Source organism: Desulfomicrobium orale DSM 12838 (genome assembly GCF_001553625.1).
Lineage (GTDB): Bacteria > Desulfobacterota > Desulfovibrionia > Desulfovibrionales > Desulfomicrobiaceae > Desulfomicrobium > Desulfomicrobium orale.
Genome location: NZ_CP014230.1, coordinates 1,423,096 through 1,441,416 on the forward strand (window position 1 = coordinate 1,423,096; position 18,321 = coordinate 1,441,416).

General features: G+C 60.8%; 22 protein-coding genes. 15 read left to right on the forward strand and 7 right to left on the reverse strand.

The features are described 5' to 3' along the window. The first annotated feature begins 172 nt into the window (after positions 1 to 172). From AXF15_RS06455 to smpB, 14 genes are all read left to right on the forward strand, one after another. Complete coding sequence (locus AXF15_RS06455) at positions 173 to 667, forward strand: rubrerythrin family protein (protein ID WP_066604935.1); 495 nt, start codon at positions 173 to 175, stop codon at positions 665 to 667. A gap of 247 nt (positions 668 to 914) precedes the next feature. Next, positions 915 to 2,360 (forward strand): signal recognition particle protein, encoded by a 1,446-nt coding sequence (gene ffh, locus AXF15_RS06460; protein WP_066604937.1) that lies wholly within the window; start codon positions 915 to 917, stop codon positions 2,358 to 2,360. Positions 2,361 to 2,416: 56 nt separating this feature from the next. Continuing rightward, positions 2,417 to 2,662, forward strand: a complete 246-nt coding sequence (rpsP, locus tag AXF15_RS06465; RefSeq protein WP_066604940.1) for a 30S ribosomal protein S16 — start codon at positions 2,417 to 2,419, stop codon at positions 2,660 to 2,662. A gap of 46 nt (positions 2,663 to 2,708) precedes the next feature. After that, positions 2,709 to 2,942 (forward strand): KH domain-containing protein, encoded by a 234-nt coding sequence (locus AXF15_RS06470; RefSeq protein ID WP_066604943.1) that lies wholly within the window; start codon positions 2,709 to 2,711, stop codon positions 2,940 to 2,942. 1 nt (position 2,943) lies between these two features. Further along, a complete protein-coding gene (gene rimM, locus AXF15_RS06475; protein WP_083517907.1) occupies positions 2,944 to 3,498 on the forward strand; it encodes a ribosome maturation factor RimM in 555 nt (184 codons plus the stop codon). A 44-nt stretch (positions 3,499 to 3,542) separates the two neighbouring features. Next, positions 3,543 to 4,817 carry a tRNA (guanosine(37)-N1)-methyltransferase TrmD gene (gene trmD / locus AXF15_RS06480; RefSeq protein WP_066604946.1) on the forward strand — a complete coding sequence of 425 codons (1,275 nt, stop codon included), beginning with the start codon at positions 3,543 to 3,545 and terminating at the stop codon, positions 4,815 to 4,817. A gap of 74 nt (positions 4,818 to 4,891) precedes the next feature. Continuing rightward, entirely contained in the window at positions 4,892 to 5,239 is a 348-nt protein-coding gene (rplS, locus tag AXF15_RS06485) for a 50S ribosomal protein L19 (protein WP_066604948.1), read from the forward strand. Then, complete coding sequence (locus tag AXF15_RS06490) at positions 5,239 to 5,856, forward strand: ribonuclease HII (protein ID WP_066604950.1); 618 nt, start codon at positions 5,239 to 5,241, stop codon at positions 5,854 to 5,856. The genes rplS and AXF15_RS06490 overlap by 1 nt, the downstream gene beginning before the upstream one ends. Then, positions 5,838 to 6,242, forward strand: a complete 405-nt coding sequence (locus AXF15_RS06495; RefSeq protein WP_066604951.1) for a YraN family protein — start codon at positions 5,838 to 5,840, stop codon at positions 6,240 to 6,242. Before AXF15_RS06490 ends, AXF15_RS06495 begins: the two co-directional genes overlap by 19 nt. After that, entirely contained in the window at positions 6,184 to 7,020 is an 837-nt protein-coding gene (gene rsmI, locus AXF15_RS06500) for a 16S rRNA (cytidine(1402)-2'-O)-methyltransferase (RefSeq protein ID WP_066604954.1), read from the forward strand. Before AXF15_RS06495 ends, rsmI begins: the two co-directional genes overlap by 59 nt. A gap of 3 nt (positions 7,021 to 7,023) precedes the next feature. Beyond that, positions 7,024 to 7,770: a PTS system mannose/fructose/sorbose family transporter subunit IID gene (locus tag AXF15_RS06505; RefSeq protein WP_066604956.1), complete on the forward strand. Its 747-nt coding sequence runs from the start codon at positions 7,024 to 7,026 to the stop codon at positions 7,768 to 7,770. Between the two features lie 9 nt (positions 7,771 to 7,779). Continuing rightward, positions 7,780 to 8,058: an HPr family phosphocarrier protein gene (locus AXF15_RS06510; protein WP_066604965.1), complete on the forward strand. Its 279-nt coding sequence runs from the start codon at positions 7,780 to 7,782 to the stop codon at positions 8,056 to 8,058. Continuing rightward, complete coding sequence (gene ptsP / locus AXF15_RS06515; RefSeq protein WP_066604974.1) at positions 8,058 to 9,821, forward strand: phosphoenolpyruvate--protein phosphotransferase; 1,764 nt, start codon at positions 8,058 to 8,060, stop codon at positions 9,819 to 9,821. The genes AXF15_RS06510 and ptsP overlap by 1 nt, the downstream gene beginning before the upstream one ends. A gap of 15 nt (positions 9,822 to 9,836) precedes the next feature. Continuing rightward, the gene (gene smpB / locus AXF15_RS06520; protein WP_066604977.1) at positions 9,837 to 10,298 is read left to right on the forward strand and encodes an SsrA-binding protein SmpB; all 462 of its coding nucleotides are present in this window, start codon (positions 9,837 to 9,839) and stop codon (positions 10,296 to 10,298) included. 87 nt (positions 10,299 to 10,385) lie between these two features. Here the strand turns inward: smpB and AXF15_RS06525 are convergent, their stop codons facing one another. Continuing rightward, the gene (locus AXF15_RS06525) at positions 10,386 to 10,949 is read right to left on the reverse strand and encodes a cysteine hydrolase family protein (protein ID WP_066604980.1); all 564 of its coding nucleotides are present in this window, start codon (positions 10,947 to 10,949) and stop codon (positions 10,386 to 10,388) included. Between the two features lie 120 nt (positions 10,950 to 11,069). Here AXF15_RS06525 and secA point away from each other — a divergent pair, with 120 nt between their 5' ends. Further along, positions 11,070 to 13,586 carry a preprotein translocase subunit SecA gene (gene secA, locus AXF15_RS06530; protein ID WP_066604988.1) on the forward strand — a complete coding sequence of 839 codons (2,517 nt, stop codon included), beginning with the start codon at positions 11,070 to 11,072 and terminating at the stop codon, positions 13,584 to 13,586. A gap of 94 nt (positions 13,587 to 13,680) precedes the next feature. Here the strand turns inward: secA and AXF15_RS06535 are convergent, their stop codons facing one another. The 6 genes from AXF15_RS06535 to AXF15_RS06560 form a co-directional block, all read right to left on the reverse strand. Continuing rightward, a complete protein-coding gene (locus AXF15_RS06535) occupies positions 13,681 to 14,199 on the reverse strand; it encodes an HPP family protein (protein WP_211258958.1) in 519 nt (172 codons plus the stop codon). Positions 14,200 to 14,227: 28 nt separating this feature from the next. After that, complete coding sequence (locus AXF15_RS06540) at positions 14,228 to 14,812, reverse strand: CBS domain-containing protein (RefSeq protein WP_066604993.1); 585 nt, start codon at positions 14,810 to 14,812, stop codon at positions 14,228 to 14,230. A 100-nt stretch (positions 14,813 to 14,912) separates the two neighbouring features. Beyond that, positions 14,913 to 15,641 (reverse strand): ABC transporter ATP-binding protein, encoded by a 729-nt coding sequence (locus AXF15_RS06545; protein ID WP_066604996.1) that lies wholly within the window; start codon positions 15,639 to 15,641, stop codon positions 14,913 to 14,915. A 41-nt stretch (positions 15,642 to 15,682) separates the two neighbouring features. Further along, positions 15,683 to 16,450 (reverse strand): ABC transporter ATP-binding protein, encoded by a 768-nt coding sequence (locus AXF15_RS06550; RefSeq protein ID WP_066604999.1) that lies wholly within the window; start codon positions 16,448 to 16,450, stop codon positions 15,683 to 15,685. Next, complete coding sequence (locus AXF15_RS06555) at positions 16,447 to 17,388, reverse strand: branched-chain amino acid ABC transporter permease (protein WP_066608767.1); 942 nt, start codon at positions 17,386 to 17,388, stop codon at positions 16,447 to 16,449. Before AXF15_RS06555 ends, AXF15_RS06550 begins: the two co-directional genes overlap by 4 nt. A gap of 23 nt (positions 17,389 to 17,411) precedes the next feature. After that, the gene (locus AXF15_RS06560; protein WP_066608769.1) at positions 17,412 to 18,317 is read right to left on the reverse strand and encodes a branched-chain amino acid ABC transporter permease; all 906 of its coding nucleotides are present in this window, start codon (positions 18,315 to 18,317) and stop codon (positions 17,412 to 17,414) included. Positions 18,318 to 18,321 lie beyond the last annotated feature (4 nt).

Below are 18,321 nucleotides of genomic sequence, written 5' to 3' on the forward strand. Positions count from 1 at the left end.
ATCGCGGAAAGCTTGGGAGGCAATGCTTTTTTGCCTTGTTTTCACCAGAAATGTGGAGCTCTTCGGGAATGTTCGACAGTGGATAAAATTTCTCTTGCCGTGGGAGAAAGATTTCTTTAAATATCATTTTTAGGAAAAGTTACTATTAATATTTTGGAGGAGGAATATTCCCATGAGCAAGACCACTGAAAATCTGAAGGCTGCTTTTGCCGGAGAATCTCAAGCCAACCGTAAATATCTGGCATTCGCCAAAAAAGCGGAAGACGAAGGATTGGGCCAAGTGGCCAAGCTGTTCCGGGCCGCGGCGGAAGCGGAAACCATTCATGCCCATGCCCATCTGCGGCTGATGAAGGGTGTCGGAGATACGGCCGCCAATCTGAAGGATGCCGAAGCCGGAGAAGTCTACGAGTTCAAGTCCATGTACCCGGATATGATCGCCGATGCCCAGGCCGAAGGAGAAAAGGCGGCGGAGCGTTATTTCGTTTTCGCCAACAAGGCCGAGGAATGTCATGCCAACCTTTACGCCAAGGCCGCCAAAATGATGGGCGATCTCCCCGAAGTGACCTACCATGTATGCGGCGTCTGCGGACACATCCACGAGGGCGAGCCCTCTGAAAACTGTCCCATCTGCGGTTCCGCGCCCAAGGTTTACTACGCGGTGGCCTGACGCTGCTTCCTTCTGGATGGTTTGACGGCTGTGAACGCGCCCTTTTGGGCGCGTTTTTTATGGGATGGGCTTTTCTATTGGGTTTGCGAGCCGGTCGGAACCCGGAGAGCCAGAGTTGTCCCCGCATTCTCTGCATTCATTTTCTTGGGCTGGTATCGCCCATCAGAGGTCAGCGGGGCGGCGTCCTTGACGCCTGATATCAATTTGCCTATGCGTGACTTCTTTTATTTTGCACAGGACTCCGCATATGTTCGACAGCTTGTCCGACCGGCTGGAATCGGTCTTCAGAAAATTGCGCGGGCACGGCCGCCTCGATGAGAACAACATTCAGGAAGGTCTGCGCGAAGTGCGCATGGCTCTTCTGGAAGCCGACGTCAATTTCAGGGTGGTCAAGGAGTTCATCGAGCGGGTCCGGGAACGGGCTCTGGGACAGAATGTGCTGGCGAGTCTCACTCCCGGACAGCAGGTGGTGAAGATCGTTCACGAAGAGCTGATCGAGCTTCTGGGCGGAGAAAGCAGCGTTCTGGAATTCAAGGGCAAGCCGCCTTACGTGATCATGATGGCCGGGTTGCAGGGTTCGGGCAAGACGACATCCTCCGCCAAGCTGGCCCTGTATCTGCGCCGCCAGAAATATACGCCGTATCTGGTCCCGGCGGACGTGTACCGCCCGGCGGCTATCGACCAGTTGCAGAAGCTCGGCGCGGAGCTGGGCATTCCGGTCTATCCGTCCACCGTTGAGATGAACCCGGTGGACATCTGCGTCGCGGCCCTGCGTGAAGCCGAGCTCAAAGGCTGCTCGGTGGTGCTGCTGGACACCGCCGGGCGTCTGCATATCGACGAGCCTTTGATGCAGGAACTCGCCGGCATCAAAGAAAAATGCCGGCCACATGAGATTCTGTTCGTGGCCGACGCCATGACGGGTCAGGACGCCGTGACCGTGGCCGAGAAATTCGACGAAGCCTTGGACATCACCGGCGTGGTGCTGACCAAGATGGACGGCGACGCCCGCGGCGGCGCGGCCCTGTCGGTGAAGGCCATTACGGGCAAGCCTCTCAAATTTGTGGGTATGGGCGAGAAGCTGAGCGAGATGGAGGTTTTCCATCCGGACCGCATTGCCTCCCGCATTCTGGGCATGGGCGATGTGCTCACACTCATCGAGAAGGCGCAGTCTACCATTGATGCCAAGGAAGCCGAAGCCCTGGAGAAGAAATTCCGCAAGGCGGAGTTCGACCTTGAGGACTTCCGCACGCAGATGCGTCGCATCAGAAAGCTTGGTTCCCTCGAGGGCATCATGAAGCTCATTCCCGGCATGGGGCAGATCCGCAAACAGCTGCAGGATGTGCAGATGCCGGAGAAGGAGCTGTCCCGGATCGAGTCCATGATCAATTCCATGACCATGGAGGAGCGGCGCAGTCCGAAGATTATCAATACGAGCCGCAAGGAGCGTATTGCCCGGGGCAGTGGCAACAGCGTGGCGGAGCTCAATCAGCTGCTCAAGAATTTCGAGCAGATGCAGAAGATGATGAAGAAAATGGCCGGAGGAAAGATGCCGTCCATGCCCCAGGGCGCACGCGTGCCGGGAGGGCTGCCCGGGGGGGGCATGCCCGCTCCATCCGTCGGCCGGTCGGCCGCGGATCTGGCCAAGATCAGGGAAAAGCGCAAGAAGGCCAAGAAACAACGCAGGAAAAAATAGGTGGGGATCGGGTAACGATCCATACGCCATACATTACAGTTCAGGGAGAATATCACATGGCTTTGAAACTCAGACTGACCCGCATGGGCTCCAAGAAGAAACCGTTCTACCGTATCGTGGCCGTGAACAGCGAGTCCCGCCGCGACGGCCGGGCTCTCGATTATGTCGGGTACTACAACCCCATGACCAAGCCCGCCGACATCAAGATCGATCAGGAAAAGATCAGGATCTGGATGGAGCGGGGCGCGCACCCCTCGGATACCGTCCGTTCCCTGCTCAAGCAGGCAGGCTTTGCCGGTTAGTTCCGTCGGCGGTTTCTGTGTTTGCCGTATCCGCTGAAGGTGTCCCATGCCCAAGGAGCTGATTGAATACATCGCCAGATCCCTGGTGGACGACCCGGATGAGGTGCTTGTCACCGAGACTCCCGGCGAACAGGCTGCTGTGATCGAACTCAAGGTCGCCAAGGAGGACCTGGGCAAGGTCATCGGCAAGCAGGGCCGTACGGCCAGGGCCATGCGTACCTTGCTGAGTGCGGCCAGGGCCGGAGCAGGGAAGCGCTTGGTGCTGGAGATTCTGGAATAGCATGTCCGGTCCGCGCCGGGAGCCGGCCCGGCTGGTGCAGGTGGGCCGGGTGCTCAAGCCTCACGGTCTCAGGGGGGAGCTTTGCGTAGAAATCCACGCGGGCTCCCCGTTCCTCTTTGAGGGGATTTCACGCGTCTATCTGGAGCTTCCCGGCAAGAAAGCCAGACCATGTGTTCTTGAGGCCTGGAGGCCGCACCGGGAACGCGTGTTGATACTGGTGGACCGCTGTCAGGGCAGGGATCAGGCCGAAACGTTGCGAGGGGCTCTGGTCCTGGTGCGCGAGCGTGATCTGCCCGACACGGATGAAGACGGACTTTGTCCCGAGGATATTCTGGGACTGCCGGTGGTCCGCCCCGACGGCTGCCGGATAGGCGTACTGGAAGACATGCGGGACATGGCGGGGCAGGAAATCTGGTTCGTACGCGACGAAGCAGGAAATGAAATCCTGCTGCCCGCAGTGGAGGAGATCGTGGTGGAAATCGATCTGGGGCAGGGGCTGATCAGGGTGGACCCGCCCGACGGTCTGGTCGAGCTGTATCAGAATCAGAACGGATAGACCCGAAGACAGCGGGTGTTTCATCCACTGCGAACCAGACGGCCATGCGGTTTTCCATCATCAGTATTTTCCCGGAATTTTTCGAGTCCCCCTTATCCTGCGGTCTGTTGTCCAAAGCCGTGGACAAGGGGCTGATCAGCTTTCAGTTCATCAATCCGCGTCATTATTCCACGGACAAGCACCATAATGTGGATGACCGCCCTTACGGCGGCGGACCGGGAATGGTTATGGCCGTGGAGCCGCTGCGCCGGGCTCTGGAAACGCTGCCCCCGTCGGTGCGCATCCTCATGCTGAATCCCAAGGGCCGTCCTCTGACCCAGAAACTGGCCAGGGAACTGGCTGCGGAAGAGGAACTGGCGCTTTTATGCGGGCGCTACGAAGGTGTGGACGCCCGGCTGGAGGAACTGTGCGCCGTGGAGCCCGTTTCCGTGGGGGATTTCGTCCTGAACGGAGGAGAAAGCGGCGCTCTGTGTCTGATAGAGGCCGTGAGTCGTCTGGTGCCGGACTTCATGGGCCGGGACGAAAGCGCGGACGAGGAGAGCTTCAGCTCCGGACTGCTGGAATACCCGCACTACACCAGACCCGAAGAATACGAGGGCTTGGCTGTGCCCGAAGTGCTGTCTTCGGGACACCATGGGCGGATCGCGGTCTGGCGGCGGGAGAAAAGCCTGGAAGCCACGCTGGCCCTGCGGCCGGACATGCTGGACACCGCACTTCTGACCGACCAGGATATCCGCCATCTGCGGAGCATCGAGCGTGTCCGCCCGGGGCGGAATCTGTATGTGGCTCTGGTGCACTATCCGGTGGAGAACAAGCGGGGAGAGACCATTACAACCTCTTTGACAAATCTGGACCTCCACGATATTGCGCGCGTTTCGCGTACCTATGGACTTGGCGGCTACTATCTGTGTACGCCCCTTGCCGATCAGCGGGAAATGGCCCGGACATTGATCGGCCATTGGAAGGACGGCTTCGGAGCCACCGCCAATCCCGACCGGAGTGACGCGCTGGGCCGGGTGCGGGTGACCGGCCTTCTGGAGGAAGCTATCGCGGACATCGAGTCCCGGACAGGACTGCGGCCCAAGGTGGTGGTCACCAGCGCCAAGGCCGGAGATATGACCTGCAGCCAGGTCGTGGAATGGCTCGAAGCGTTTCCGGTGCTTTTGGTGCTGGGCACGGGCCATGGGCTGGGGCGGGAAGTGCTGGCCGCCGCTGACGGGGCCTTGCGGGCCATACGCTTTCTGGATGGGTATAATCATCTTTCCGTCCGCTCGGCGGCTTCCATCATGGTGGACCGGCTTCTTGGCGACACGGGCTGATGCCCGGACTTACTGGTACGGCAAATATGACCATATTTGGCGGCTTCGGCCGTCTCAGATAAAGGAGAGCATCAATGAACATCATAGAGAAAATCAACAGCGAACAGCTGCGTGCCGACATCCCCGCCTTCAAGGCCGGGGATACCATCAAGGTGCACGCCCGGATCGTCGAGGGCGAGAAGGAGCGCATTCAGGTTTTTCAGGGTGTTGTCCTGCGGCGCAAGCGCGGCACTACGGACAGCACGTTCATCGTGCGCAAGATGTCCGACGGCGTGGGCGTGGAGCGTATTTTCCCGCTGCACTCTCCGTCCATCGACCATATCGAGGTTGTTTCTGAAGGCGTTGTGCGCCAGAGCCGCATTTACTATCTCCGTCGGCTCAAGGGTAAGGCCGCCCGTATCAAGGCCAAGAAAACCTGGTAGTGGCGATCCTGCCGGAGGGCATTGGTTGGTCTCAGGTGGCCGGGGTGGACGAAGCCGGTCGAGGATGTCTGGCCGGGCCGGTAGTGGCTGCCGCGGTTATTCTGCCTTCCGGGTTCGAGCTTCCTGGTCTGACGGATTCCAAAAAGCTTTCCCCTGCCCGCCGCGAGCATTTCGCACAAATTATCAAGGCCCAGGCATTGTCCTGGGCCTTGGGTTTTTCCTGGCCCGGAGAAATCGACCGGATCAACATTCTTCAGGCGACTCTCCGGGCCATGGCCAGAGCTGAAGAGGTCTTGTCCATGCGTCCTGATTTTGTTCTTGTGGATGGCAACCAGGTTTTTCCTTCCGGCACGCCCAAGAGGGCGGTGATCGGCGGTGATGCTCTGTATTCCTGTATTTCGGCCGCTTCGGTCCTGGCCAAGACTTTCCGGGACCGGCTTATGTTTCATATGGACGCGCGCTATCCGGGCTATGACTTGGGCAGGCACAAAGGGTACGGCACCCGGCGGCATTTTGAAGCTTTGGCCCGTTTGGGGCCCAGCCCGGCGCACCGGGTGAGTTTTCGCGGTGTGATCTCTGGCCGTACAGAAAAGGAATTATGCCTGCCCGGCATCTGACGACCGGACAGACCGGGGAGGATTTGGCCGCTGCATTCCTGACCGAAAAGGGCATGCGGGTGGTGGAGAGGAATTTCCGTTGTGCGGCCGGAGAGATCGATCTCATCTGCCGGAGTGGAGAGCTTCTGATCTTCGTGGAGGTCAAGACCCGTTCGGGCACGGTTTTCGGAACGCCCGGAGAGGCCGTGAGCCGGGCCAAGGCCGCCCGCCTGGCTCGGGCCGCCTCGGCGTATCTGAGCCGGGACGGATTGTGGTCGCGGCCGTGCCGTTTCGATCTGGTAACCGTCGTTCTCGGCCGTGACGGCGCGGAGCTGGAACATTGGGAGGATGTCATCGATGCGCGGGACTGTCTGGATAGTGGCCACGCCTCTTGGCAACCTTGGTGACCTGTCCCCCCGGGCGCGGGAAACTCTGGAACGGGTCGGAGTGGTACTGTCCGAAGACACCCGGCGGACCGGCCAGCTGCTGCAACTGGCCGGCATTTCCGGCAAACGCCTGCTCAGTCTGCACGAACACAACGAAGAAGAACGGCTGGGCGAGGTGCTGGATTTGCTTGCGGCCGGAACGGACGCAGCGGTGGTGTCCGACGCGGGCACGCCGCTCATCGCCGATCCCGGGTACCGGCTTGTGGCCGCCTGCCGGGAACGCGGTCTGACGGTATCCCCTGTGCCCGGCCCCTGCGCGCCCATCGCGGCCCTCATGGGCAGCGGCCTGCCACCTTATCCTTTTGTTTTTCTCGGATTTCTTCCACGCCGGGAAGGCGAAATCCGGGCTCTTTTCCGGCAGTACGCAGCTCTTCAGGCCACTTTGGTATTCTTCGAGCGCAAGAACCGTGTCGCCCGGGCTCTGGAGGTGGCGGCGAGCGTGCTCGGAGAGAGGGATTTTTGTCTGGCCCGGGAATTGACCAAGAAACATGAGCAGTTTATCAACGGACGCCTTGGTGAACCGCTTGCGGAGTCTGACGGTTTGCGGGGCGAACTGACCGTGGTGATCGGCCCTCCGCGAGCCGCCGCATCGTCCCGGGAGGAAGTGGAAGGACTGGTCCGGGATATGGCCGGACAGGGGCTTTCGCCGCGGGACATGGCCCGGACGATCCGCGGCCGGACAACAGGCTGGACGGCCAAAGACATCTATGCGCTCGTGTTGGAGCGGGGAGCGAAATAGAACGTGGATGTCCGAACCCTGCTGCGTATTTTCCTGCGCACTTATCTGGTCGGCGCGACATTCAACACCAAAGGCATGCAGAACGTGGGCCTGGCCTATATCATGGACCCCGCTCTGCAGGCCCTGTTCGGGCACGATCCGGGCGCATTGCAGCGGGCCAGGGGCAGGTATCTGAAGCATTACAATACCCACCCCTTCTGGACGCCCCTTCTGGCGGGCATTTTTTTGTCCATGGAGAAGAAGATCGCGCAGGGCCTGCTGACACCCAAAGTGCTGCCGGCCCTGCGTTCCACCACGGTGTATACGCTGTCCGCCTTGGGGGATTCCTTTTTCGGAGGCAGTTTTCTGGTCACCTGGTCTCTGGTGGGCGTGAATCTGGCCGTCACGGGGCATCTCTGGCTGCTCGGCTGTTGGCTGGCCGTTTGCCTTGCGGGCCTGCAGATCTTCAAGGCATACACTTTTGCCAGAGGGTATGCTCAGGGGCTTGCTTTTCTGCAGCGCCTGAAGTCCTGGAATCTCATTGACTGGGGGCAGCGCCTGAAGATGGTCAATGGGGTGTTGACAGCTATTTTTCTGTTACGGGTCGTTTCGTCCGGCGGATTCCATCAACTGGTCTGGGCATTGGGAGTCTGTCTGCTGGCCGCGGCCAGTTCCTGGCATACAAGGGACCGGATCATGCTGCTGATGGTGCTTTTTTTCTGCGCTCTGCTGGCGCCCTGGGACGGCATCTCTGTTTTTGTCGGTATGTAAGGTAGCGGTATGGAAGAAATACAGGAAAAGATCATCCGGGTCGGCAACACTCTGGGCATCCATGCCCGGCCCGCAGGAAAGATATCTCAGGAGGCCCAGCGCTACGAGTCCGCCGTGAGCATTCATTCCAAAGATGGGGAGGCTGATGCCAAATCCATTCTGGATATCCTGGCCCTGGCCGCGCCGCAGGGCGCGGAGCTGACCCTGCGGGCTCAGGGGCCGGATGCGAAAGAGGCGGTACGGGCTCTGAGCGATCTGTTTGCGGACATGTTCGGTGAGAAGAACTGATGGCTTCGCGCATCTTCTTCGGCATCCCCGTGTCGGCGGGAGTGGCCATCGGGCGGACCTACTGCCTGAACAGAAATCATTTTTCGGGTGTTGAGCGTCACGCCGTGCCCGAGGTCGGCATCCCCGTGGAAACGGCCCGGCTCGACCGCGCTTTCGACGCCGCCTGCCGGGAACTGGAACATACTCTGTCCTGCGTCCCAGACGATCTTCAGGACCATTCAGCCATAATCGCCTCGCATCTGATGATGCTGAAGGACCGCAAGTTCCGCCAGCGGGCTCTGGATCATGTCGCCGTTGGAATCAACGCCGAATGGGCTCTGGAACGGGCGGTAAGTGACGTGCAGGATGTGTTCGCGGCCATTGCCGACGATTATCTGCGCCAGCGCATGCAGGATGTGCGGCAGGTGGCCGAACGGGTGCTGGGCAAACTGGCCGGCGGTGATGGAAACGGACGGGCCATTACTCACCGGTCCATTCTCCTGGCCCATGACCTCACTCCGGCCGACACCATCGAGCTTGACGTCAACAAGATCATGGCCTTCGCCACGACCCAGGGCGGTAAAACCTCCCATGCGGGCATCCTGGCCCGGTCCCTGAGGATTCCGGCCGTGGTCGGCGTGGACGGCCTGGACGGGGAACATCCCGAAGGCGAGATCATCATTCTGGACGGCTTTCACGGGCGCGTCATTCTGGACCCGGACGAGGAAGAGCTGGCCCGCTACACGGAGCTCCAGACGCAGTTCGAGAACTATCACGCCGCCATCATGCGCTCCTGCCATCTGCCGGCGGAAACCCTCGACGGTTTCCGGATGCAGGTGCTGGCCAACATCGAGCTGCTCGAGGAAGTCGTGGCCGTGAACGACAACGGCGGCGAGGGTATCGGCCTGTACCGGTCGGAATACAGCTACCTGAACCGGATGGACATGCCCACCGAGGGGGAACTGACCGAGATTTATGTGGACATGGCCTCTCTGGTGTTTCCCAGAAAGCTGGTCATCCGCACTCTGGATGTGGGCGCGGACAAGCTCATGCGCACTCAGAACGTGCCCGAGGGAAACCCCGCTCTGGGGCTTCGGGCCATCCGCTACTGTCTGAAGCATCGCGAGATCTTCAGAACGCAGCTTCGGGCCATTTTGCGGGCCGGGGTGGCCGGGAACGTGTCCGTCATGTTTCCCATGATTTCCGGGCTGCAGGAACTGGTGGAGGTGAAGAAGTTCTACCGCGAGGTGCAGCGGGAGCTGTTCGCCGAAGGCACGCCCTTCCGCGAGGACATGCCCCTGGGCATCATGGTGGAGGTGCCCAGCGCGGTGATCACGGCGGACTTTCTGGCCCGCGAGGTGGATTTCTTCAGTATCGGGACCAATGACCTCATTCAGTATTCCTTGGGCATCGACCGTACCAACAAGGATGTGTCCTATCTGTATCAGCCGCTGCATCCGGCCGTTGTCAGGTCCGTGAAATGGGTGGTCGACGCGGCCCACCGCGCCGGAATCGAAGTGTGCCTGTGTGGGGAAATGGCCGGGGATCCCTTTTGCGTGCCTGTGCTCATGGGCATGCAGGTGGACTCCATAAGCCTCGGCCCGCAGGCCATCCCCGGCATCAAGCGCATTGTCCGCCAGACCTCCGTGGAGGAGTGCGACGAACTGCTGAAGCAGGTCATGGCCAGCCAGTCCGTGGCCCGCAACAACAAGCTCGTCCGGGAAATGATCTTCCGCCGTTTTCCCGAAGAACTCATGTTCTATTCCTCCCTTGCGGAAGAATAGAAAGAGGGTGTTTTCATGGCCAGACCCACGGGAATCAAGATCATCGCGGCCAACCGCAAGGCCCGCCATTTTTACGAGCTTCTGGAGTTCATTGAAGCCGGAATAGTGCTCACGGGTTCCGAGGTGAAGTCCCTACGTGAGGGCCGCGTCAATTTCATGGACGGCTACGCGCGGGTCACGGACGGCGAGGCGTTTCTGTCCGGAGTGCACATTTCGCCGTACGCCAATGCGGGATACGCCCAGCACGATCCGGACCGGGAACGCAAGCTGCTCATGCATCGCCGTGAAATTGCCGGTCTGAAGGCCAAGATGGAACAGAAAGGGCTGACTCTGGTGCCCACCAAGCTGTATTTCAAGGACGGCAAGATCAAGATCGAGCTGGCTCTGGCCAAGGGCAAGAAAATCCACGACCGGCGCGAAGATCTGAAACAGCGGGCCGTGAACCGGGACACGGAACGGGAGCTGAACAGATATTAGGGCGGGCGTGCTTGCCGCCGGACTTTTTTTCATGCGGGTGCGTGTCCGGCCGGATGCCGTGTGCCGTTTTGTGTCTGGAACCGGCCGCTACAGGCCGCTCAGATATTCATCTACGGTCAGGCAGGTCATGCCCGCGTCGCGGATATCCCGGATGTTGGCTTCGTGGATTTCCGGCGCGCGGGAAGAGGATGCGTCCGTGAGCAGGACCATGTCGTAGCCCAGACTCAGACCGTCGAAGAGGGTGGCGCGCAGGCAGAAGGGAAGCTGCGTGCCCGTGACGATCAGGCGGGTGACGCCCCTTCGGCGCAGCATCAGATCCAGTTCCGTGAACATGAAGGCGCTGAAGCGCTGTTTGACCACGCGGTATTCCCCGTCCACGGGTTCGAGCCCCGGCACGATGCGTGCTCCGGGGCTGCCGGGTGCGACCATGGGCTTCTTCCGCAGAGCCTCCAGCCGGGAGCTTTCCACATCCACACCGTCGGGCCGGTATTCGCGCACAACATGAAAGACGGGCCGCCCGGCTTCCCGGAATCTGGCCAGCACCCGGCGGATGACGGGGATGGTGGCGTGGGCTCCGGGCACTTCGCAGGCTCCTCCGGGCATGGCGAAGTCATTCTGCATGTCGATGATAAGCAGGGCCTCGTGCGGCATGGTGCGTCCTCGTCGGTTGTCTTTGAAGAGAATCTTTCCTATGAAACTTGCCGGAATTTTTCATAGACCGCCCGGGCGGGAGCGGCAAGGCCATTCCCCGGCGGTACATCAGGAGCATATATGATCGGTTATCTGACCAAAAAAATATTCGGTTCCAGAAATGACAGGTATCTGAAGAAACTCCTGCCCGTGGTGGCCAGGATAAATGCGCTGGAAGACGAGATGGCCGCCCTGGCCGATGCGGACTTCCCGGCGCGCATAGCCGCCTTCCGAGAGGAGGTGGCCTCGGGACGCAGTCTCAACGACCTGCTGCCCGAAGTCTTCGCCCTGACCCGCGAAGCGGGCAAACGCGCCCTGGGCATGCGGCATTTCGATGTGCAGCTCATGGGCGGCATGATCCTGCATCAGGGCAAGATCGCGGAAATGAAGACCGGCGAGGGCAAGACCCTGGTGGCCACCCTCCCCGTGGTTCTGAACGCCCTGTCCGGCAAGGGCGTGCACGTGGTCACGGTGAACGACTATCTGGCCCGCCGCGACGCGGCCTGGATGGGCCGCCTGTATTCCTTTCTGGGACTTTCGGTGGGTGTCATCGTGCACGGTCTGACCGATGCGGAACGGCAGGAAGCCTATGCCGCCGACGTGACCTACGGCACCAACAACGAATTCGGCTTCGACTACCTGCGTGACAACATGAAATTCTACCGCGATCAGCTGGTGCAGCGCCCCCTGCATTACGCCATCGTGGACGAAGTGGACTCCATCCTCATCGACGAGGCCAGAACGCCGCTCATCATTTCCGGGCCGGGCGAAAAATCCACGACTCTCTACGGCCGGATCAACGCCATCATTCCAAAACTGGTCCGGGAGCAGGATTTCGCCATCGACGAGAAGGCCCGCACCGTGACGCTGACCGACGAGGGTGTGGCGCGCTGTGAAGAAATCCTGAACGTGGACAATCTCTTCGACCCGGCCAACATCACGCTTCAGCATCATATTCTGCAGGCCCTGCGCGCCCATTATCTGTTTACTCTGGACGACCACTACATCGTCAAGGACGGACAGGTGGTCATCGTGGATGAATTCACGGGTCGCCTCATGCCCGGCCGCCGTTTCAGCGACGGTCTGCATCAGGCTCTGGAGGCCAAGGAAGGCGTGAAGGTCGAGGCCGAGAACCAGACCCTGGCCTCCATCACCTTTCAGAATTTTTTCCGCATGTACGAAAAGCTGTCCGGTATGACCGGCACGGCCGACACGGAAGCCGTGGAATTTCAGGAAATCTACGGTCTGGAAGTCGTCGTGGCGCCGCCCAATAAGAAAATGATGCGCAAGGATTTTCCCGATGTCATCCTGAAGACCCAGAAGGAAAAATTCGACGCCATCGTGGAAGAGATCAAGGCCCTGCATGCCAAGGGGCAGCCCGTGCTGGTGGGCACCACGTCCATCGAGAAATCCGAATACATCTCCTCCCTGCTCAAGAAACAGCGCATTCCCCACGAAGTGCTGAACGCCAAGCAGCACGAGAAGGAAGCCGAGATCGTGGCCATGGCCGGGCAGAAAGGCCGGGTCACCATCGCCACCAACATGGCCGGGCGCGGTACGGACATCGTGCTGGGTGAAGGCGTCGTCGAACTGGGCGGTCTGCACATTCTGGGTTCGGAGCGGCATGAGAGCCGGCGCATCGACAACCAGCTGCGCGGCCGTGCCGGGCGTCAGGGTGATCCGGGCTCGTCCCGCTTCTATCTGGCTCTGGATGACACGCTCATGCGTATCTTCGGCTCCGACCGCATTGCCGGAATCATGGAGCGGCTGGGTCTCGAAGACGGCCAGACCATCGAGAATCCGCTCATCACCCGCTCCATCGAGAACGCTCAGAAGCGGGTGGAAGGCCATAACTTCGAGATCAGAAAACAGCTTCTGGACTACGACAACGTCATGAACCAGCAGCGTGAGGTCATCTACTCCCTGCGCCGCGAGTTCATGACCACCGAGGACATGCAGCCCACGGTGGAAGAGTTCGTGGACGATCTGCTCATGGACGTTTACGAGCCCTTGGAAAACAAGAAGAATCACGCCGAACCGGTGGAAGAGCTCCGGACCATGGTCCGGGCCAAGCTGGACGAGATTTTCGCTCTGGAACGGGTCCGCGGGTCCGGCGTTTTCGTGGACAAGGACGACGCCCGCGCCGCCATTCTGGGCATTCTGGACGAATTGCGTCTGGCCGCTCCGGACCAGTATCAGGATATACTGCGTTTTTTCCTGCTGGATGCCCTGGACCGCAACTGGAAAGACCACCTGCTGCAGATGGATTACCTGAAGGAGGGCATCGGCCTGCGCGGCTATGCCCAGCGCGATCCCAAGCAGGAATACAAGCGCGAGGGCTTTGAGCTGTTTGAGGACCTGCTGTTCCGCATCCGCGAAAACACCATGAAGGCCCTGACGCATCTGCGTGTCGAGGTGGTCCGTCAGGAGGAGCTCCGGCACGAGGAGCAGGAAAACGTGAAATACGCGGGCGGCGGGGAGCCAGCGGAAACCAGACCGGATACCGTGCGCCGGGCCGAGCCCAAGGTGGGAAGAAACGACCTCTGTCCCTGCGGCAGCGGTCAGAAATACAAGAAGTGCTGCGGCAGGAAGGGCTGATGCTGTCGCAGTCCGCGGGCTGGTTGGCAGGGATGGGTAAGCCTGGAACCCGTCGCCGATCCGGTTTTTTTCGTTTCAGCCGGGCTTTGTGGATTCAGAGCCAGAACTCCGGATAGCTTCTGTTTTTGGGTATGTTGTTGACCGCAAGGGCGATGAGCACGAGGATCGCCGCGCCCAGTCCCACGGGCAGAAGGGCGTAGGCATAGCCCAGATCGTGGACCGCATCTCCACCCAGAACCGCCATGAGGGCTGTGGCTCCGCCCGGAGGATGCAGGGTTTTTGTCAGATGCATGAGCGCGATGGCCGTGGCCACGGCCAGGGCTCCGGCCAGCCAGGGAAACTGCCCTGCCGCCATTTGAGCCGAGACGCCCACCAGCGCCGAAAGCACATGCCCACCCACTACGTTTCTGGGCTGAGCCAAGGGGCTGAGTGGCGCGCCATACACCAGCACCGCCGTGGCACCGAAGGAGCCGAGCATCAGAGGCAGCCCGGTGACATCCAGAACACAGACATGCAGCAGGCCCACGGCGGCGATTCCCAGCATGGCTCCCAGCCAGGACCAGAATATCTCTCCCGCTCCGACGCGGGGAGGACTTTGCGTCGTACCGCGCATTTTTTTGAAATATTCCAAGGGATAAGCCCTACACGCACAAGGCGCTGATCAGGTCCGTCCTGGTCACGATGCCTACCGGCCGGCCTTCGGCGTCGCAGATGGGCAGGCGATTGATGGACTTTTCCGCGAGCAGGGTGGATATCTCGGCCGCCGTGAGCTCTTTTCCGGCCGTGACCGGTGGGGTGGTCATGAGCTCCGCCAGCTTGAGGGTGCGCATCTTCGAGACCAGACATTCGGAAGTGCCCAGGCAGCGGGACACCACCTGCATGAAGGAAACATGGCTTGCGAGGCCCATGCGGCGCAGGAAATCTTTCTCCGAAATAACCCCGCACACCACTCCCTTTTCATCCACCACCGGCGCGCCGCTGATGCCTTTTTCCGCCAGAAATCTGGCGGCGCTCGCGGCATCCTGGCCGGATTCCAGGCAATGGGCGGGTGAACTCATGATGTCCTCGGCCCGGATGGAGTTGCGCAGCCGCTGCATGGCGTGGGTATAGGCGGAATGGTAAATCTCGCGGAACGCTCCGGGCGTGATGTCCACATAGCCCTGTAAGGCGCGCATGGCTTCCACGATGTCCGCTTCGGAAAGTTCCAATGGGATGATCGGACTCATCTGTACTCCTTCGATCTCAATTATCTGTCTGTTCCGGAAGTGTGCGGCTTGCAGCGCCGCAATCGCCGATTCCAGTTTTTATGCAATATTACGGCCAGCCTCAATTGGGATGGTCTTCACGTCCGCCGCCCAGATAGGCCCGGCGGACCTGTTCGTTCCGGAGCAGGCTGTCGGCCCGGCCGGACAGAACCATGTTGCCCACTTCCATGACGTAGCCCCGGTCGGCCAGTTTCAGGGCGGCCTTGGCGTTTTGCTCCACCAGGATGACCGTGACGCCGGAGCGGTTGATCTCGCGTACCGTGTTGAAGATGGATTTGACCAGGATGGGGGCCAGGCCGAGGCTCGGTTCGTCCAGAAGCAGAATTTTCGGGTCGGCCATGAGCGCCCTGCCGATGGCCAGCATCTGCTGTTCTCCGCCGCTCAAGGTTCCGGCCAGTTGCCTGCGCCGTTCCTTCAGGCGGGGAAAGAGGTCGTAAATCCGCTTGCGGGTGCTCTCCGTGCGTTCGGCGCTGGACGAGGTGAACGCGCCGAGCAGCAGATTCTCTTCCACTGTGAGGGTGGAGAAGACCCGGCGGCCTTCGGGGCTCTGAGTGATCCTGAGGCGGACAATTTCGTGGGCCGGCAGCCTGTGCAGGGCCTTGCCCTGAAAATAGATGCCGCCTCCGGTGATTCGCGCCAGCCCGCTGATGGCGTTTAAGGTGGTGGATTTGCCTGCGCCGTTGGCCCCCAGGATGGTCACGATCTCGCCTTCGTTCACTTCCAGGTCGATGCCGTGCAGGGCTTCCACGTTCCCATAACCGACGCGCAGATTTTCGATTTTGAGCAGCATGCGTGTCCCGTCTGTTTTCCGGTCAGGATTGGCCGGACCGTTTACTCGTAGTCTTCGGCACCGAGATAGGCTTCAATGACCCGCGGATCGGCCTGGATTTCCTCGGGCGTGCCGGAGGCGATCCCGACGCCGTGTTCCAGCACCACCAGAGAGGAGCAGACGCGCATGACCAGCCCCATGTCGTGCTCGATGAGAATCACGGTCACGCCCCGGTCCCGGATGGCGCGGATAAGATGAACGAGTTCCCTGGTTTCCCGATCGTTCATGCCTCCGGCCGGTTCGTCCAGAACAATGAGCCGGGGCCCGGAGGCCAGCGCCCGGGCGATTTCCAGCAGGCGCTGGTTGCCGTAAGCCAGGCTCCCGGCCGGGTTCTGCCACCGGTCTTCCAGGCCCACGAAACGCAGTTCATCCATGGCCCGGGCTATGGCTTCCTTTTCCTCCCGGCGCTGGGCGGGCGTACGCAGCATGGCCGCGAGGGCTCCCGCGCGCATCCGGCAATGGCGTCCGGCCAGCACGTTCTCCAGCAGACTCATGTTCTGGAACAGGCGGATGGCCTGGAAGGTGCGGGCGATGCCTTTTTCCACAATGGCATGGGCGGGGTGCCCCGTCAGGTTCTCGCCGTCAAAGATCACCGAGCCGGAATCGGGGCGGTAGTTGCCGGTAATCAGATTGAAAACCGTGGTCTTGCCCGCGCCGTTGGGGCCGATGAGGCCGACCACTGTCCCGGCTTCCACCTCGAAGCTGACTTCACTGACGGCCATGAGACCGCCGAAGCTTTTGCTCAGGTTTTCGATGCGCAGCAGGCTCACTGGTGTCCTCCGGCCGGGCGTGCGGGAATGTCGTAGTGTTTGGGACCGGGCGGCAGCAGACCCTGATTGCGGAAGATCATCATCAGGATCATGGCCGCGCCGAAGACCAGCATCCGGTATTCTTCCAGTCCGCGAAAGAACTCGGGCAGGCCGATGAGCAGAAACGCGCCCAGCAGCACGCCGGGAATGCTGCCCGCTCCGCCCAGGATGACGATGGAGAACAGCACGACCGATTCGGCAAAGGAGAAGGATTCCGGAGCGATGGTGGTCATCTTGGCGGCGTAGATGGTTCCGGTCATGCCCGCCCAGACCGCGCCTATGGCAAAAGCGGCCAGCTTGTACCGGGCCACGTCGATGCCGCTTCCTTCGGCGGCTACCTCGTCTTCCTTGATATAGCGCAGTGCCCGGCCGAAACGCGAGTTCTCCAGGCGGCTCAGCAGAAAAATGGTTGCCGCCGCGAAACCCCAGATCAGATAGAAGAAATGCATGGGCTTGGCGATTTTGAAGCCGAACAGAAAGGGCCGGTCGATGCCGAAAATGCCGTTGGCCCCGCCGGTGATGCTGAAGACGTTGTTGACCAGAGCGATGCGCACGATTTCCACAATGCCGATGGTCACGATGAGCAGGTAATCGCCGCGCAGGTGGATGATGGGCCGGGCCACGGCCAGGGCGAAGGCTCCGGCCAGCAGACCCGCCAGAGGCATGAGCCACAGCACGGGCACACCGTACATGGTGTTCAGGATGGCTGTGGCGTACGCGCCCACGGCGTAGAAGGCGGCATGTCCCATGTGGAACAGTCCGGCGTGTCCGAGAATGATGTTCAGGCTGAGTCCCAGGATGGCGTAGAGCCCCACGTTGTTCAGCAGTTCGATCCAGTAGGCGTTCAGAAAGAAGGGACACGCGGCCATGACCAGGGCGAAGGCCGGGATCGCGGCCATGCGGAGGGCGGGAAGGCGGGATGTCATACTTTCTCCGCCACGCGTTCGCCCAGAAGTCCCTTGGGGCGGATGATGAGGATCAGGATGAGCACGCAGAAGGAGATGGCGTCCTTCCAGGCGATGGAGATGTACGCCGCACCCAGGGCCTCGATGACGCCGAGCAGGAGACCGCCGACCATGGCTCCGGGAATGTTGCCGATGCCGCCCAGAATGGCGGCGGTAAAGGCTTTGAGGCCGTAAATCCAGCCCATGTCGAAGTTGATCTGGCCGTAATAGAGCCCCACCATGAGGCCGGCTGCCCCGCCCAGTGCCGGGCCGATGCAGAAGACCAGCATGATCACCCGGTCCACATTGATGCCCATGAGCCGGGCTGCGCCTTGATCGATGGCCGTGGCGCGGATGGCCGTGCCGGTCCTGGTTTTTTGGATGAAGAAGTACAGTCCGGCCATGAGCAGGAGGGCGGCCAGAAACATGGCTATGCGGACCGCGGGCACACCGAGGCCGAAGACGTTGATCACAGCCTTGGGCAGGATGTCGTGGGGATAGACCCGGAAGTGCGGCCCGTAGACGGCCTTGATGGCGTTCTGGAAAAATATGGACGCGCCCAGGGCGGAAACAACGGCGGAGAGCCGGTGGGAATGGCGCAGAGGCCGGTAGGCCGCGCGTTCCAGAATGACGCCGATGACGGCCACCAGACCCATGACCATGAGCGCCAGCAGGGCGATGGATGGCAGAGGGCCGATTTTATCGAACAGGCCGAAGGAAATGAGCAGGGTCAGGCCGAGGTAGGCGCCGATGGTGAACAGTTCGCCGTGGGCGAAGTTGATCAGCTTCATGACGCCGTAAACCATGGTGTATCCCAGAGCGATGAGGGCGTAGATGCTGCCCACGGCCAGGCCGTTGGTCAGTTGCTGGAAAAATTCTTCCATAGGG